Source organism: Azospirillum sp. A26 (assembly GCF_042604635.1).
In the GTDB taxonomy this organism is placed as follows: Bacteria; Pseudomonadota; Alphaproteobacteria; order Azospirillales; family Azospirillaceae; genus Azospirillum; species Azospirillum palustre.
Window position 1 is genome coordinate 132,817 of sequence record NZ_CP170476.1, and the last position, 16,057, is coordinate 148,873.

Below are 16,057 nucleotides of genomic sequence, written 5' to 3' on the forward strand. Positions count from 1 at the left end.
CAGAACGTCAGTATGACCAACGGAGTCACGCACTGAGGTCATAGCGGGATTGTTGCGGTTGATAATTTTTTGTGCACCGCAATGTTCTTTTAACAACAGAGCTTTGCAAATGCGAAAAGGCTCTTGACCTATACGCGACCCCCGACGAAGGATATGGTTGGTAATACGATCAATATCTGATCGAAGGAATGACCGACCCTGGCCCATCGGGGGCAGCCGTGACGCGAGGATCCGACTTGCTGTATCACCTGTACGACATGCAACACGCTGCCATGCGGCCGATGCGTTTCTGGGCCGAAGCCGCCCAGCAGACCTTTCAGAACCCACTGATGCCCCTGTCCTACACCAAGCTGGGCCGGGCGGTTGCCGCCGGGGCCGAGCTGGTGGAGCGGACGACCCGCCGCTTCGGCAAGCCCGCCTTCGGGCTGCCCGAGACGGTGGTCGACGGGCAGACCGTTCCGGTCACCGAGCGGGTCGTCTGGCAGTCGCCCTTCTGCCAGCTGCTGAACTTCGCCAAGCCGGCAGGCACGCCGCACCAGCCGAAGGTGCTGCTGGTCGCCCCGATGTCGGGCCATCACGCCACGCTGCTGCGCGGCACGGTGGAAGCGCTGATGCGCGACCATGACGTCTACATCACCGACTGGATCGACGCGCGGCTGGTGCCGATGTCGGCCGGGCGCTTCGACCTGGACGACTACATCGACACGGTGGCGGAGCTGATCCGCTTCCTCGGCCCCAACACCCACGTCATCGCGGTGTGCCAGCCGGCGGTTCCGGTGATGGCGGCGGTGTCGCTGATGGCGGCGGCGGACGAGCCGGTGCAGGCGCGCAGCATGACCCTGATGGGCGGCCCCATCGACCCGATGGCCAACCCGACGGTGCCGGTCAAGCTGGCGATGGAACGCCCGCTGAAATGGTTCGAGCGCAGCGTGATCACCACGGTCCCGGTCTATTATCCGGGTGCCTTCCGCCGCGTCTATCCGGGCTTCATCCAGCTGTCGGGCTTCATGTCGATGAATCTCGACCGCCACATCAACGAGCATGTCGGTCTGTTCCGCCATCTCGTCCGCGGCGACGGCGATTCGGCCGAGCAGCATCGCCGCTTCTACGACGAATATCTGTCGGTGATGGACCTGTCGGCGGACTTCTACCTGCAGACCATCGAGACGGTGTTCCAGAAGCACGCCCTGCCCGAAGGCACCATGGTGTCGCGCGGCCGCAAGGTGGAGCCCTCGGCCATCCGCAAGACCGCGGTGATGACGGTCGAAGGCGAGCTGGACGACATCTCCGCCCCCGGCCAGACCATCGCGGCGCAGCGCCTGTGCTCGTCGCTGCCGGACGACATGCGCAAGACGCATTTCCAGAAGGGCGTCGGCCATTACGGCATCTTCAACGGCCGCCGCTGGCGCGAAGCCATCCTGCCGGAAATCCGCAGCTTCATCCAAAGCCACGACGGCGAGTGAAAACAGAAAAGGGGCGCCGAACACCGGCGCCCCTTTTCTGACGTCAACCAGCCAAAAGCACTCAGTCAACCATGCTCCGCGCCTCGGTGAAGGCATCCATGTGGGTCAGGCCCGCGGCTCCCCCGGCCTTCACCCGCATGCCGGCGGTGGCGAGGTGGAACAGGTAGCCGAGAGCGAACAGCGCCACGAACAGCCCGAAGACCAGGGTGTTGTAGTAGACCATCGTCACCAGGGCCAGCACCGCCAGCACCAGCGAGATCGCCGGGAACACCGGATAGAAGGGCGCGCGGAAGGGACGCTCCAGCGCCGGTTCGGTGGTGCGCAGCCGGAACAGCGCGGCCATGCTCATGATGTACATGACGATGGCGCCGAAGACCGACATGGTGACGATGTTGGCGGTCAGCGGCTGGCCGCCGATCTGGATCAGCTCGTCGGAATAGATGGCGGCGATGCCGATCACGCCGCCGGCCAGGATCGCCCAGTGCGGGGTCTTGCGCGTCGGGTGCAGGCGGGCCAGAACCGGCGGCAGGAAGCCGGCGCGGGACAGTGCGAAGATCTGGCGCGAATAGCCCATGATGATGCCGTGGAACGACGCGATCAGGCCGAACAGGCCGATCCACACCAGCATGTGCAGCCAGCCGCTCGATTCACCGACCACCGCCTTCATCGCCTGCGGCAGCGGGTCGTTGATGTTGGACAGGGCGTTCCAGTCGCCGACGCCGCCGGCGAAGATCATCGTGCCGAAGGCCAGCACCACCAGCGTCAGGATGCCGCCGATATAGGCGCGCGGCACCGTGCGCTTCGGGTCCTTGGTCTCCTCCGCCGCCATCGCCGCCCCCTCGATGGCCAGGAAGAACCAGATGGCGAAGGGGATCGCGGCGAAGATGCCGCCGAGAGCATCCTTGCTGAAGCTGGCCTGCCCCGCCCAGCCGTTGGCGGTGAAGTTGGCCCAGGAGAAGCCGGGATAGACGACGCCCATGAACACCACCAGCTCGATGATCGCCAGGATGGTGACGAACAGCTCGAAGGTGGCGGCGATGGACACGCCGGCGATGTTCAGCCCCATGAACAGGATATAGGCACCGACCGCCGCGGTCTTCGGGTCCAGTCCGGGAAACTGCACGTTCAGATAGGCGCCGATGGCGAGCGCGATGGCCGGCGGGGCGAAGACGAACTCGATCAGCGTGGCGAAGCCGGCGACGAAGCCGCCCTTGGGCCCGAAGGCGCGGTAGCTGTAGGCGAAGGGACCGCCGGCATGGGGAATGGCGGTGGTCAGCTCGGTGAAGCTGAAGATGAAGGTGGTGTACATCGCCGCGATCAGGATCGTGGTGACGAGGAAGCCCAGCGTCCCCGCCGCCGCCCAGCCGTAGCTCCAGCCGAAATATTCGCCGGAGATCACCAGCCCGACGGCGATGCCCCACAGATGGAGCCCGCTCAGGCTTTTGCTCAATTCAGGTTTCGTGTTCCCAGACATGTTGCCTCCTGCCCCTGTTCAAGGCTTTGGATTCAGTGGCGTTGATGCCGTTGGCGGCGCTCTCTCACGACCGGTCGGTCAGTTGGTTTTTCTCGTTGTCCGGACCGGCGAGCGACGGGGCGTCCTCCTTCAGGGCGACCCCCGTCAGTTTCAGCCGCGCCGCCTCGGTGGCGAGCCAGCACAGCTTGTCGGCGGCCGTCTGGATCGACAGGCCGTCGGCATGGATGTTGGAAATGCAGTTCCGTTCGGAATCGGCGCGGCCGGGCCTGGGCTCCCAGGTCAGATAGACCCCCAGCGATTCCGCGGCCGACAGGCCGGGCCGCTCGCCCACCAGCAGCGCCACCAGCCGGGCGCCCATCGCCGCCGCCACCTCGTCGCCGAGAGCGACCCGCGCCTGCTCCGCCAGCACCACCGGCCCGATCCGCAGATGTCCCAGCCGCGCCGTGCAGGCCCGGACCAGCGGGGCGGCGTTGACCTGCACCGCGGCGGCCGACAGCCCGTCGGCGATCACGAAGACCAAGTCCCACTCCCCCGCCGGCAAGGCGACGGCGCTCGCCGGATCGAGCCGGCGCCCCAGATCGGGGCGGCGCAGATAGGTCGGGCGGTCGGGGGCGGCGCTGTGGACGCGGACCGTCTCCAGCGGCGACAGGTCGGCGGCCAGCCGGTCGAAATCGACCGCGCTATGGACGGCGTCGCGGGCGCGGGCATGGGCCAGCTGAAACTCCAGCAGAGCCTTGGTCGGCAGGGCGTCGCCGCTGCGGCCGAGCGCGATGCGGGCGCGGGTGGCGCTGCGGAAGCGTGCCCACGGATCTTTGTTGGCGTCGCTCATCAGGCCGCACTCCCCAGCAGGGCGGAGACGACGAGGCTCTGGTCGGGCCAGGGCGGCAGGCGGCGCTGCTCGTCGAGCCAGCCCGCCTTCTCCAGCCACGCCTCGAACTCCGGGGCCGGCGGGCGTTTCAGCAGATGCCGCAGGCCGAGCACGTCGTGGTAGGACAGGCTCTGGTAATTCAGCATGATGTCGTCGGCGCCGGGCACCGCGATGACGAAATTGACGCCCGCGGTCGCCAGCATCGTCATCAGGACGTCCATGTCGTCCTGGTCGGCCTCGGCGTGGTTGGTGTAGCAGACGTCGCAGCCCATCGGCACGCCGAGCAGCTTGGCGCAGAAATGGTCTTCCAGCCCGGCACGGGTGATCTGCTTGGCGTCGTAGAGATATTCGGGGCCGATGAAGCCGACCACCGTGTTGACCAGCAGCGGGTCGAAGGCGCGGGCGACGGCATAGGCGCGGGTCTCCACCGTCTGCTGGTCGACACCGAAATGGGCGTCGGCCGACAGCGCCGATCCCTGCCCCGTCTCGAAATACATGACGTTGTCGCCGATGGTGCCGCGCTTGAGCGATTTCGCCGCCTCCTGCGCCTCGGCCAGCAGGGACAGGGTGACGCCGAAGCCGCGGTTGGCCTTCTCGGTGCCGGCGATGGACTGGAAGACCAGATCGACCGGCGCCCCGCGCTCCATCGCCTGCATCGTCGTGGTGACGTGGGCGAGCACGCAGGACTGCACCGGGATGTCGAAGCGGGTGCGCACGGCGTCCAGCATCTCCAAGAGAGCGATGCAGGCCGGGACATTGTCGGTCGCCGGGTTGATGCCGATCACCGCGTCGCCGATGCCGTAGAGCAGCCCGTCGAGCGTCGAGGCGGCGATGCCGGTCGGATCGTCGGTCGGGTGGTTGGGCTGCAAGCGGCTCGACAGCCGGCCCGGCAACCCGACCGTGGTGCGGAAACGGGTGACGACCGAGCATTTGGCGGCGACGCAGACCAGATCGTGGTTGCGCATCAGCTTCGACACCGCCGCCACCATCTCCGGCGTCAGGCCGGGGGCCAGCGCGGCCAGGGCGGCGGTATCGGCCTGATAGGACAGCAGCCAGTCGCGGAACTGCCCGACCGTCATGTGCGACACCGGACGGAAGGCGTCGGCGTCGTGGCGGTCGATGATCAGGCGCGTCACCTCGTCGGTCTCGTACGGGACCAGCACCTCGTTCAGGAAGATCTTCAGCGGCAGGTCGGCCAGCACCATGCGCGCCGCCACCCGCCGTTCATCGCTGTCGGCGGCGATGCCCGCCAGCTCGTCGCCCGACCGCCGCGGCGAGGCGCAGGCCATCACCGCCTTCAGATCGTCGAACCGGTGGCGCTGCCGCCCCAGGTCGCACTGGTAACCAGCCATGCCGGCCTCCCGCCTGTCTCGTCACGGACGGAAGAGTGGCACGGGTGCGGCGGCGGGCAGTTGACCGTAGAACACAAAATGCCGGCCGGAGAGAGAAAGGCGCGATCAGGGGGAGTAGCTTGAACGGCGGCGTTCCGGCCCAGGCGTGGCCGTCGGCGGAGAAATCGGCTAGGCCGGCGAACCCGAAGCCCGGCCGTGGCGTTCCTTCCGCACTGCAGCGCGCCGCCGGTCACCGGACGCCGCGCGCCATGAGTGAAGGAGAATTCGATGCTGACGCTGTTGCGCACCGCCGTCCTGGTCCTGCCGCTGGTCGCCGTGGCCGCCTGCCACCAGGAAGGCCCGGCCGAGCGGGCCGGCAAGTCCCTCGACAACGCCGGCCAGAGCGTCAAGGACGCCATCGACCCGCCGGGCCCGGCGGAAAAGGCCGGCCGCGCCATCGACCGGACGGTCAACTGATCACCGCACGGTCAACTGACAGCCGGGCGGTCAGCGGGCGGCGAAGTCCTTTCCCCGCCCGGTCGGCGGCACGCCCGACACCTCCAGCAGCAGTTTGCTGAGGATGGCGTCGGCGAAGGCGTCGAAGTCGCGGGCGGGCACCAGGAAGGCGCCAGGGCCGCCGATGACATGCTCGCGGTAATAGGCTTCCAGATCGTTCGGCGCCGCCCCGCCCCAGGGGTTGGGGCGGTCGTTCAGGATCGGCAGCCCGTTGATGGTGATGCCGCGGGCGACCGCGGCGTCGCGCGCCTCCTCCACCGGACGGCCGCGGTTGTTCTCGCCGTCGCCCGAAATGTCGATGACCCGCCGCGTCCCCTCGAACCCGTTGTTGCCGAACAGCGGGATGGCGTAGTCGATGACCGCGCTGATCGAGGTCCACTGCTCCGTCATCATCGGCGCCTCCGCCACGCTGGCGGCGAAGCGTTCGATGCTGGCCGGATCGCTCAACTCGGTCCAGCCGACGACGGTGTGCTGGTGGCTTTCCCCCGCCCATTCCACATAGGTGGCGCTGATCCGGCCGAAGGGTCCGCCGCGGATCGCCGCCTGCACCTTCGGGTTCAGCAGGGCCTGGACATAGCCGTTGCGCTGAAGTTTCGCCTCGTCCGGATCGACGCTGCCGGACACGTCGACCGCGAAGACCAGTTCCACGTCCACCGGCGTCTGCGCCGCGGCCGGAACAATGAATGCGGGCAGGCATAAAAGGGCGAGGATCGGAAGACGGGTGACCGCAGGCGCGAAGGCGCGGGTCAGGAAGTGGGCCAAGAGACGGTATGCACGCATACGCACCCTCCATCCAGCCACCGGTCCGGCCTGGACGCCGGACGAAGGATTGAGGATTGGTGTGCGAACGGTCCCTGTCCATCCTTCACTGGGCTATTCCCATGCCCGCGGACAGCCAGTGCGGGGTACTCCACCGCTGGAACGGCAAGAATATGCAGGCGGAGTGCGGGTAACGGGTGACAAATCCGATATTGCCTGCATACGCTAGTCCTAACGGGGTAAGCCATCAGGCCGGCTCTATCCCGCTTGCCGCCCGCCCCGTTCAATCTCCGAAGCAGCCATCGACGTGCTCCCTGGTCGTTCGCTCCACGCTCCCACTGCGGCTTCCCCGTCGCGATGGACCAGCCGGCTGCTGCTGTCCGTCTGCACCGTCCTCGCCACCGGATTTCCGGCTTTGGGCATGGCGCAGCCGGTGACGGAGTTGCCGCCCAGGCCCATCCATGCGGCGGAACTGATGGCGCCCGAGCGGCCCAGACCGCAGGGCCGGACCCAGCCCGCCGCCGCCAAGCCGCCCGCCACACCGTCCAATGCGCTGAACGCCGATCCGCAGACCGCGGAGGCGAGGGCCGCCGCCGCGAAAGCGGCCAAGGCCGCCAGGATGGCCGAAGCCAGGGCCGCCGACGAGCGGATCATGAGCAGCCGGGCCGCCGACAGCCGGCCGGCGGACGGGCAGACCGCCTGCGCCGACCATGAGCCTGCGAGCCAGCCGGTGCTCGACGCCCTGTTCGGCGGGGATGCCGCCTTCGCAGAACTGGCCCGCCGGTCGCCGGCCGAGGCGTTCCGCTGCTCCAGCCTGTTCCCCGGCGACGCGGCGCTGGCCGCCCTGCGCGACGCCGTTCCACTGGCGCCCTTCGATGCGGTCGGGGCCGCCGACCAGTTGAGCAGCCGTCCCGGCGGGGAGGAGATCATCGCCCGCGCGCTCGACCTCGGGCTGCTGACCCGCTCGCTGGAGGGGGGCATGCCCTTCTACGAGACGCGGCACGAGCTGCGCAAACGCCTGCCGAAGACGGATCTCCGGGCGCTGGAAATCCAGGCGGCAAAGGCATTGGCGGCCTCGCTGGCGCGCGATCCGGCGGGGATGGCGCCGAAGATCGGCGCGCTGCTCGACGACATGGTCGACGACCCGCCGGCCGACCGCTTCCGCATCACGATGGCGATGTCGTCGGAGGATCTGCTCGGGCTGATCGCGCGGATCGGGCCGCAGCTCTACACCTCCTCGCTCGACGGGCTGGTCAACATCCTGCGGATCCAGGTGAAGCTGGAGAAGCGCAGTTTCCTCGCCCTCGCGCGCGAGGAGCGCACGCGGCCATTGTGGGCGGAGTTCTTCGTCGCGACGGTCGGCGGCGGACGGGCGGCGAGCCTGTTCGGCACCAACCCGGCCATCGCGCGCGAGCTGATGCGCGAGAGCCTGCGGGCTCTGCTGCCGGTCGACGGCAAGCCGCCGGCGATCGACACCGCGGTCGTGATCGGTGCCCTGGCCGACGCCATGGATCTCGACAGCCCTCCCATCCGCGCCGCGCTCGAGGACGAGTTGGCCGCCCGCTACCGCGCCGCCGGCGAACCGCCGGCAAAGGCCGGCCTTCAGGACGCTTCCATCCGGAGCGGGACCAGCGATACGCCGGCCCGGAGCATGATCGGTCTTGCGGGCAGCCTGCACGCGGCGCGGCTGTCCGGCCGCGCGGCCACCCCCGCCTTCGAGGCGGAACGCTTCCCCCAGAACCATCCGCTGGCCGCCCTGCCGGTGCTGAGCGGAGAGCGCCTGTTCCGCAACGGCATCAACGTGCAGCGGATGACCTTCTACGACGATCCCGACGGCCGGGCATCCTTCCGCGGCTTCCTGCGCCAGCACCGCGCGCAGGGCTGGGCACTGCACGCCCAGTCCGGCTTCGCCGTCGCCATCAGTCCGGAGCGCCACGGGCGCCGCATCATCATCGTCGCCGACATCCCCGGTGCCGGCGATGCCGGCCGCGCCGCCGCCTGGGACTGGATGGCGCGCGAGGGGCTGACCCCGTCCATCGTCATCCATCGCGGCCACAGCTATCACGAGGACGCCACCATGACGGAGATCGCGCCGGGCACGGCGCTGGTCTTCTGGGGCTCCTGCGGCGGACACACGCGCCTGCGCTCGACCCTGGAACGCGCCCCCGACGCGCTGGTTCTGGCGACCCAGAACATCGGCGTGTCGACGGTCAACGAGGCCCTGCTGGGCATCATGGAGGAACGGCTGCTGGCCGACGGCGCCATCGACTGGAATGCCGTGTGGAAGGAGGCGCGTGCCCGCATCCGCGACCGCCGCTTCGCCTCATACAAGCGGCCCGATCAGGATTCCGCGAACCTTGCCTTCCGTGCTTGGCAGGTCCGGCATCTGTCTGAGTAGATTAGACCGTTTATTGTTGAAAATGGGTCTTCACTCCCTGTTCTCTGTGCAAAAGTTGCCATGCTCGCGGCTAGGAATTCGCTCTCATGCTTTCCACAACCGGTCTAGCGTTAAGGAAAATTGTGGAAATCGCGCCGAGTTGGACCTCGAGTGCCGTGTCGATCAGGCCGAAGACGGGCTGGCCGACCTTCAACCCAAGCATCTGCTGGAATGGGACAGAAATTCTTACCGTTATCCGCACGGCGAATTACCATCTGGGTCCCCAATGGTATTCAACGGAAATGCTTTCGGCTCCCTTGGATCTGTTCTTGCCAGGGCCCGAGCCCCGAACGGTGAATTATATCGGCAGCCTTTCGGAAAAGCTGGAATGGCTGCGCGCACCGATACCGATCGTCCTGCCAGAGGGTTGCGGCAATCCTGCATGGCGTGAGGGAATCGAAGATTGTCGACTGCTGCTGATCGACGGAGCGCTTTTCGCCATCGCAACGATCTACGACAGCTCCAGCGGCGACAACCTGATGGGCCTGATCAGGTTGAGGGACGACGGCACGATATCGGGAGTCTTGACTCTGACTTCGCCGTTGAACAAGCCGCGCGAAAAGAACTGGATGCCGCTGGTCAAAGGCAAGATCCTGCATCTGATCTACTCCTGCAACCCGGTCATCGCAGTCACGATCGACTTCGGCAGCAACACGATGCATTCATGGAAAGTCGAGGATGGGCCGGCAGAATTGAGCAATTGGGCCGGCTCGTCACAAGGATGCGACGTCGATGGCTCCATGCTCTGCATCGTCCACCACAAGGTTCTGGTTGACGACCGGCTACACTACAGCCATCGCTTCGTGATGTTCGACGACGATCTCCACATATGCGCCCTGTCCGCACCCTTCATCTTCCAGCATCAAGGGGTAGAGTTCTGCGCGGGCATGACACGAGTCCATGACCGTCTGTTCGTGAGCTACGGAGTGGGTGACAATTCGGCGATGATCGGATCGCTGTCGGTGGCGGAGGCGCTGGACAGCTTGGAGTGGCGCGGGCGAGCCTGAAAGTCCGGTGCCATCGCGTGTCCCGCACCGTGCGAGCATGGCAGTGTTTCAGCAGGGCCGCTTGCGGCGGAATGGAACACATGATGCTGTGGTGCTTCCGAATGTCGCACATCTCCTTCATCAAGGCCCGACGACCATGACGTGGCAGACGCTCGCCTTCTTCTTCGCCACCGCCTTCGTGATCTCCATGACGCCGGGCCCGAACATGCTGCTGGCAATGAGCCTCGGCCTGCGCTTCGGCGCACGCCGTGCCGCCTGGGGCGGGGCCGGCATGTGCGCGGCGCTGGCGGTGATGGCGGCGCTGTCGGCCTTCGGGCTGGGCGCCCTGCTCTCCACCTCCGTCCTCGCCTTCGAGATCGTGCGCTGGGCCGGTGTCGCCTATCTGACCTGGCTGGGGATCGCCGCATGGCGGGCGCCGGTCGAACAGCCGGGCGAGCGCGATGCCGCAGCCGCCGCTTCGGGAGAGGGCACCCCCGTCCGCCTGTTCCTGCGCGGCACACTGGTCGCCTTCAGCAACCCGAAGGCGCTGGTCTTCATGGGCGCGCTGTTCCCGCAATTCATCGATGCCGCCGCCCCGCTGGCGCCGCAGTTGGTGGCGCTGGTCGCCACCATGGTGGTGATCGAGTTCGGCTGGATCATGGCCTATGCCACCGGCGGCGACCGTCTGGCGGCGAAGCTGACCACGGTGTCGGCAGCCAGATCGCTGAACCGCCTGACCGGCGGCCTGATGATCGGCGCCGGCGGCCTGCTGGCGCTCGCCCGCCGGGTCTGACCTGCACCAACCAGTCCGGAAAAAGAAAAGGGCCGCGCAATCGCGCGGCCCTATAGTTTAGGGAGGAAACGCCCCGAGAATGGGCAAGGGCAGAATATGCTGCGGCGCACACGAACTGGTATTACCAATGCTGAATGGTAGCCATGCGTCAAGGGAATAGCCCTATGCAGCAATATGCATTGTCAGCAATAGAGCACGGCCCCGGTTACAAAAATTTCACAGATCCGCCGCGTCCCGGTCATCGCCCGCACCACTAATGCTGCGGTTCGCCACTCACGCCGAAAGGTTTACCCCCAGGCAGGGACGGCGGTGCGAAACACCCGGCCTTAGGAACGGTGCGATGGCGATCCCAGTCCTGCGCAGCCTGACGCTGAAGCAGGCGATTCACGCGGTCCTCGCCGCCTTCGTCATCGGCCTGACCATCACCGCGGCCGAGTTCGCCTGGACCGCCACGCGCGAGCGGGCGACGGCGCTGGCCCAGGTCAGGGACGTGGTCGCGCTGGTCGAGGGGCCGGCCGCCAGCGCCGCCTGGCTGATCGACGCGGAGCTGGCCGGGCAGGTGTTGCAGGGCATGGTCCGCGCCAACGCCGCCTGGGCGGAAATCCGTCTCGGCGACGGCACCCTGCTGGCGCGCCGCGAACGTCCGACCAAACCGGCCAGCCTGCTGGAACGCGGGGCGACCGCCCTGCTGTTCGTCGACCGGCCGGTGGTGACGCACGAGTTGATGACCCCGACGAACGGATTGGCGAGCGGGCCACGGGCCGCCGACGGCTCGCGGATCGGACAGCTGATCGTCGGCATCGACACCGGACGGGCGGCCTCCGGCTTCCTCACCTATGTTTCCGCGGCGCTGGTGGCGGGAACCCTGCGCAACCTGCTGATCGGGCTGGCGATGGCGGCGGTGTTCCACCGGTTGCTGACCCGACCTCTGTTGCAGATCGGCCGGGCGGTGGCGCGGATCGACCCGGAGAAGCCCTATGGCCAGCCGCTGGCCGTGCCGCGCGGCCATGCCGACGACGAGCTTGGCTTCGTCATCGCCCGCTTCAACCACACCCTGACCCTGCTGGAGCATGAGCATGACGAGTTGCGGCGGCTGGCGACGCGCTGCCCGCTGACCGGGCTGGCAAACCGGGCTCTGCTGCTCGACCGGCTGGACCACGCCATCGAGCTGGCGAACCGCGCGCGCGAACCGGATGCCGGCCGGCTGGCGGTGCTGTATGTCGACCTCGACCGCTTCAAGCGGGTGAACGACAGCCTGGGGCATGGCATCGGCGACCTGCTGCTCTGCCGGGTGGCGGAGCGGCTCGGCGCCAGCGTGCGCCGCTGCGACACCGTCGGCCGGCTGGGCGGCGACGAGTTCCTGGTGGTGCTGGAGCGCGTCGCCGACCGGGACGAGGCGGCGATGGTCGCGCAACGGCTGCTCGACGGCCTGTCCTCCCTGCGCGAGGTGGGGGAACACCGCGTCCATCTCACCGCCAGCATCGGCATCGCCGCCCATCAGGACGCGGGGAATGGAGGCGCGCCGGACGCCACCGGCCTGATGCGGATGGCCGATTCGGCGATGCAGGCGGCGAAGGCGGCGGGCGGCGACCGCTTCGTCTTCTACACCCGCGAGATGACCGACCGGGCGGAGACCCGGCTGCGGCTGGAATCCGGCCTGCGCGAGGCGGTGGCGTCGCGCGCCTTCGAGCTGGTCTATCAGCCGAAGATCGAGGCGGCGGGCGGCCGGCTGACCGGCTTCGAGGCGCTGATCCGTTGGCGGCACGAAGGAGCGGCGGTCTCGCCCGCCGACTTTATCCCGGTCGCCGAGGACACCGGCCTGATCATCGAGATCGGCCGCTGGGTGCTGGAGGAGGCCTGCCGCACCGCGACCCGCTGGGCGCTCGACCACGGCCCGGTGCCGGTGGCGGTCAACGTTTCCGCCCGCCAGCTCGCCGATCCCGGCTTCGCCCGGCTGGTCGAGCAGGTGTTGCAGCGCCACGGCACGCCGCCCAACCTGCTGGAGCTGGAGATCACCGAGACCGTCATCATGAAGGACGTGCGCCACCATCTGCCGACGCTGAACCGGCTGCGGGATCTCGGGGTGCGCATCGCCATCGACGATTTCGGCACCGGCTATTCCTCGCTGGCCTATCTGCGCCAGTTGCCGGTCGATGTGCTGAAGATCGACCGCAGCTTCGTCAACGACCTGCCGCATGCTCCCGACATCGCTTCCACCGTCATCGCGCTCGCCCAGCGTCTTCTGCTGTCCACCGTGGCGGAGGGGGTGGAGACCGCCGAGCAGCGCCATTGGCTGGCGGAAGCCGGCTGCGACTGCCTGCAAGGCTATCTGATCTCGCGCCCGCTGGCGGCAGAGGCGGCCGAGGCGATGGTGATGACCGCCTTCGCCCGGACCGAGCCGCTGCCGTTGACGGCGTGAGGCCGGAGTTTCGGTCAATGCGCGGCGGAGGTCCGGTCAAGACAGCCCTCAGCATGCCGGCTATGGTCGCCTCCCGGGGCCAACCGACCGACAGGCATCATGACCGCCTCCTCCACCACCGCCACCCTGCCCGACCGCCGCACGTCCAACCGCGCCACTTTGGTCGGCTTCATCGCCATCCTGCTGTGGGCAACGCTGGCCCCGCTGGCGACGCTGGCCGCCATGGTGCCGCCGTTCCAGCTGGTGGCGACCTCCTTCCTGCTGGCCTTCCTGGTCGGCAGCGGCTGGACCGCATCCCGCGGCGACAACCCGCTGCGCTATTTCCGCCAGCCGGTCGCGGCCTGGGCACTGGGCGTCGGCGGGCTGTTCGGCTTCCACTTCCTCTATTTCATGGCGTTGCAGGCGGCCCCGCCGGTCGAGGCCAACCTGATCAACTATCTGTGGCCACTGCTGATCGTGCTGTTCTCCGCCCTGCTGCCGGGGGAGCGGCTGCGATCCTGGCATGTCGGCGGCGCCGTCGCCGGGCTGGCGGGCACCGCGCTGCTGATCGCGCGCGGCGGCACCAGCGGCTCGGTGGGCGGATTTTCCATCGATCCGGCGCATCTGCCGGGCTATGCCGCGGCACTCGGCAGCGCCGTCACCTGGGCCGGCTATTCGGTGCTGCGCCGCCGGCTGGGCCAGATCGGCGAGGCGCCGACCGACGCCGTCAGCGCCTTCTGTCTCGTCACGGCGATCCTGTCGCTGCTCTGCCATCTGGCGCTGGAGCGGACGGTGTGGCCGGACAGCACCGCCGGTTGGGGAGCGATGCTTCTGCTGGGGCTAGGACCGGTGGGCGCGGCCTTCTTCGTCTGGGATTACGGCGTGCGCCACGGCGACATCCGGGCGCTGGGGGCGCTGTCCTATCTGGCGCCGCTGCTGTCCACCCTGCTGCTGGTCCTGTTCGGCCTCGCCGCCAATTCAGGCATCATCTGGGTGTCCTGCGCCCTGATCGCCGGCGGGTCGCTGCTCGCCAGCAAGGATCTGCTGCGGAGGAAGGCTTAAGCCTCCACCCCCTGCGCGGCGGCGGCAACATCGTGGCGGGCGCGGTCGGCGCTCGCCAGCCCGTTGAAGTACCAGTTCAGCGCCACCGCCGTCAGGGTGCCGAGCAGGATGCCGCTGTGCAGAAGCGGCGACAGGAAGGCCGGCATCTGCGAAAAGAACTTGTCGGACACCAGCGGGATCAGCCCGACGCCGATGCTGACCGCCACGACGATCAGGTTCTCGCGCCGGTTGGCAAAATCGACCTGCGTCAGGATCTTCACGCCGGTCGCCGCTACCATGCCGAACATCACCAGCCCGGCCCCGCCCAGCACAAAGGCCGGCACCGACGCCACCACATGGGCCAGCTTCGGCAGCAGCCCGAGCAGCAGAAGGATCAGCCCGCCCGCCGCGCAGACCCAGCGGCTGCGCACCCCCGTCACCCCGACCAGACCGACATTCTGCGAGAAGGAGGTGTAGGGGAAGGTGTTGAAGACGCCGCCGATCAGCGTGCCCAGCCCGTCGGTGCGCAGGCCGCGGACCAGATCCTCGCGGCTCACCGGGCGGCCGACCATGTCGCCGACGGCCAGGAACATGCCGGTCGACTCGATCATCACCACGATCATCACCAGCGACATGGTCAGGATGGCGACCGGATCGAACACGGGCATGCCGAACTGGAAGGGCTGGACCAGCGCGACCCACGGCGCCTCCCCCAGCCCTTTGAAATCGACCATGCCCAGACCCATCGCCAGCATCATGCCGGCCACCAGCCCCAGCAGCACCGCGACGTTGCGGACGAAGCCGCGGCCATGCTTCATCAGCGCCAGGATCGTCAGCAGCACGAAGGCGGCGACGCCCAGGAAGGCCGGATCGCCGAACCGCGGGTTGCCGACCCCGCCGCCGGCCCAGCCCACACCCACCCGCATCAGCGAGACGCCGATGATGGCGATAACGCTGCCGGTCACCACCGGCGGAAACAGCGGCAGCAGCCGGCCGACCAGCGGCGCGGCCAGGATGGCGAAGAGGCCCGACCCGATCACCGCGCCGTAAATCCCCAGCAGCCCCAGCGACGGGTTTGTCGCCATCGCCACCATCGGGCCGACGGCGGCGAAGGTGACGCCCATCATCACCGGCAGCCGGATGCCGAATCGCCAGACCCCCACCGCCTGGATCAGCGTGACCACGCCGCAGGCGAACAGGTCGGCGTTGATCAGCATGGCGATCTGGTCCTTCGGCAGCTTCAAGGCGCCGCCGACGATCAGCGGCACCGCGATGGCCCCGGCATACATCACCAGCACATGCTGCAACCCCAGCGCCAGCAGCCGCCAGGGAGCCAGAACCTCGTCGACGGGATGGACATCGGGGGTGGCGGCGCTTTTCATGGCGGAAGCCTCGCTCTGCAATCGGTTGGTTTCGTTCTGCATGGGGCGTGCCGCCCTGGCAGATGGCGGCTTCCGGCCGCTTCCCCGCCCGCCGCTGCACAGTGCCTGGGCAGATCCACGGCGCCGCTGCCCGTGCAGGTGGCAAAAGCCGCGCGGTTTATTGCCGCGCCCGGCTGGAGACCCCGACGGGGGCTGCGTTATTCTTTAACGATCCGTGCGTACAGTCGCTGCCGCATACCCCTTTCGCGCAACCGAAGCCGAGCGTCGCGATGAGCAAGTCGATCGAGGGTGTATCCAACTGGATGCACATGTTCCGTTGGATCGTGAAGCTGATCCGCGACGAGTATGGGGTCGATGAGGCTCTGCTGACCCGCAATGCGACGCTGGAAACCGACATCCAGCTGTCCATCGATCAGGTCGAGCAGGTGCTGGAGTACATCTCCGAAAGCTTCTCCATCCGCTTTCCCGACGGGACGCTGGACGAACTGGTGAAGCTGGAGGAGCTCTGCCTGCTGGCGAGCTGGATTAAGGGCTATTACAAGCGCCCCGAATTCATCTCCGACGCCTTCGAGGCGCGCTGCCGCGGCATCAACCAGATCGCAGCCTGAC

Annotated in this window: 13 protein-coding genes; 8 read left to right on the top strand and 5 right to left on the bottom strand. The window is 67.9% G+C overall.

Going from position 1 to position 16,057, the window contains the following annotated elements:
• Positions 1 to 236: 236 nt before the first annotated feature.
• Entirely contained in the window at positions 237 to 1,463 is a 1,227-nt protein-coding gene (locus ABNQ39_RS31520; RefSeq protein ID WP_376965975.1) for a polyhydroxyalkanoate depolymerase, read from the top strand.
• 61 nt (positions 1,464 to 1,524) lie between these two features.
• Here the strand turns inward: ABNQ39_RS31520 and eat are convergent, their stop codons facing one another.
• From eat to ABNQ39_RS31535, 3 genes are all read right to left on the bottom strand, one after another.
• Positions 1,525 to 2,913 carry an ethanolamine permease gene (eat, locus tag ABNQ39_RS31525; RefSeq protein ID WP_428846420.1) on the bottom strand — a complete coding sequence of 463 codons (1,389 nt, stop codon included), beginning with the start codon at positions 2,911 to 2,913 and terminating at the stop codon, positions 1,525 to 1,527.
• A gap of 88 nt (positions 2,914 to 3,001) precedes the next feature.
• Positions 3,002 to 3,766 carry an ethanolamine ammonia-lyase subunit EutC gene (gene eutC, locus ABNQ39_RS31530; protein ID WP_376965979.1) on the bottom strand — a complete coding sequence of 255 codons (765 nt, stop codon included), beginning with the start codon at positions 3,764 to 3,766 and terminating at the stop codon, positions 3,002 to 3,004.
• Complete coding sequence (locus ABNQ39_RS31535) at positions 3,766 to 5,157, bottom strand: ethanolamine ammonia-lyase subunit EutB (protein WP_376965981.1); 1,392 nt, start codon at positions 5,155 to 5,157, stop codon at positions 3,766 to 3,768. The genes eutC and ABNQ39_RS31535 overlap by 1 nt, the downstream gene beginning before the upstream one ends.
• A gap of 267 nt (positions 5,158 to 5,424) precedes the next feature.
• Between ABNQ39_RS31535 and ABNQ39_RS31540 the strand changes: the two genes are divergently transcribed.
• Positions 5,425 to 5,613 carry a hypothetical protein gene (locus ABNQ39_RS31540; RefSeq protein ID WP_376965983.1) on the top strand — a complete coding sequence of 63 codons (189 nt, stop codon included), beginning with the start codon at positions 5,425 to 5,427 and terminating at the stop codon, positions 5,611 to 5,613.
• Positions 5,614 to 5,643: 30 nt separating this feature from the next.
• On the opposite strand, the gene ABNQ39_RS31545 is transcribed toward ABNQ39_RS31540, so the two are convergent.
• Complete coding sequence (locus ABNQ39_RS31545; RefSeq protein ID WP_376965985.1) at positions 5,644 to 6,432, bottom strand: DUF1194 domain-containing protein; 789 nt, start codon at positions 6,430 to 6,432, stop codon at positions 5,644 to 5,646.
• 286 nt (positions 6,433 to 6,718) lie between these two features.
• Here ABNQ39_RS31545 and ABNQ39_RS31550 point away from each other — a divergent pair, with 286 nt between their 5' ends.
• The 5 genes from ABNQ39_RS31550 to yddG all read left to right on the top strand — a co-directional run bounded on the left by ABNQ39_RS31550 (position 6,719) and on the right by yddG (position 14,087).
• Positions 6,719 to 8,809, top strand: a complete 2,091-nt coding sequence (locus tag ABNQ39_RS31550) for a hypothetical protein (protein WP_376965987.1) — start codon at positions 6,719 to 6,721, stop codon at positions 8,807 to 8,809.
• A gap of 86 nt (positions 8,810 to 8,895) precedes the next feature.
• Positions 8,896 to 9,855: a hypothetical protein gene (locus ABNQ39_RS31555; RefSeq protein ID WP_376965989.1), complete on the top strand. Its 960-nt coding sequence runs from the start codon at positions 8,896 to 8,898 to the stop codon at positions 9,853 to 9,855.
• A gap of 136 nt (positions 9,856 to 9,991) precedes the next feature.
• Positions 9,992 to 10,627, top strand: a complete 636-nt coding sequence (locus ABNQ39_RS31560; RefSeq protein WP_376965991.1) for a LysE family translocator — start codon at positions 9,992 to 9,994, stop codon at positions 10,625 to 10,627.
• A gap of 340 nt (positions 10,628 to 10,967) precedes the next feature.
• Positions 10,968 to 13,046 carry a putative bifunctional diguanylate cyclase/phosphodiesterase gene (locus ABNQ39_RS31565; RefSeq protein WP_376965993.1) on the top strand — a complete coding sequence of 693 codons (2,079 nt, stop codon included), beginning with the start codon at positions 10,968 to 10,970 and terminating at the stop codon, positions 13,044 to 13,046.
• 99 nt (positions 13,047 to 13,145) lie between these two features.
• Positions 13,146 to 14,087, top strand: coding sequence for an aromatic amino acid exporter YddG (gene yddG / locus ABNQ39_RS31570; RefSeq protein WP_376965995.1), 942 nt, complete (start codon positions 13,146 to 13,148; stop codon positions 14,085 to 14,087).
• Here yddG and ABNQ39_RS31575 read toward each other — a convergent pair.
• Entirely contained in the window at positions 14,084 to 15,490 is a 1,407-nt protein-coding gene (locus ABNQ39_RS31575) for a nucleobase:cation symporter-2 family protein (RefSeq protein ID WP_376965997.1), read from the bottom strand. The two genes, yddG and ABNQ39_RS31575, sit on opposite strands and share 4 nt — an antisense overlap.
• Positions 15,491 to 15,717: 227 nt before the next feature.
• On the opposite strand from ABNQ39_RS31575, the gene ABNQ39_RS31580 reads away from it, so the two are divergent.
• Positions 15,718 to 16,056, top strand: a complete 339-nt coding sequence (locus tag ABNQ39_RS31580) for an acyl carrier protein (protein WP_376965999.1) — start codon at positions 15,718 to 15,720, stop codon at positions 16,054 to 16,056.
• Position 16,057 lies beyond the last annotated feature (1 nt).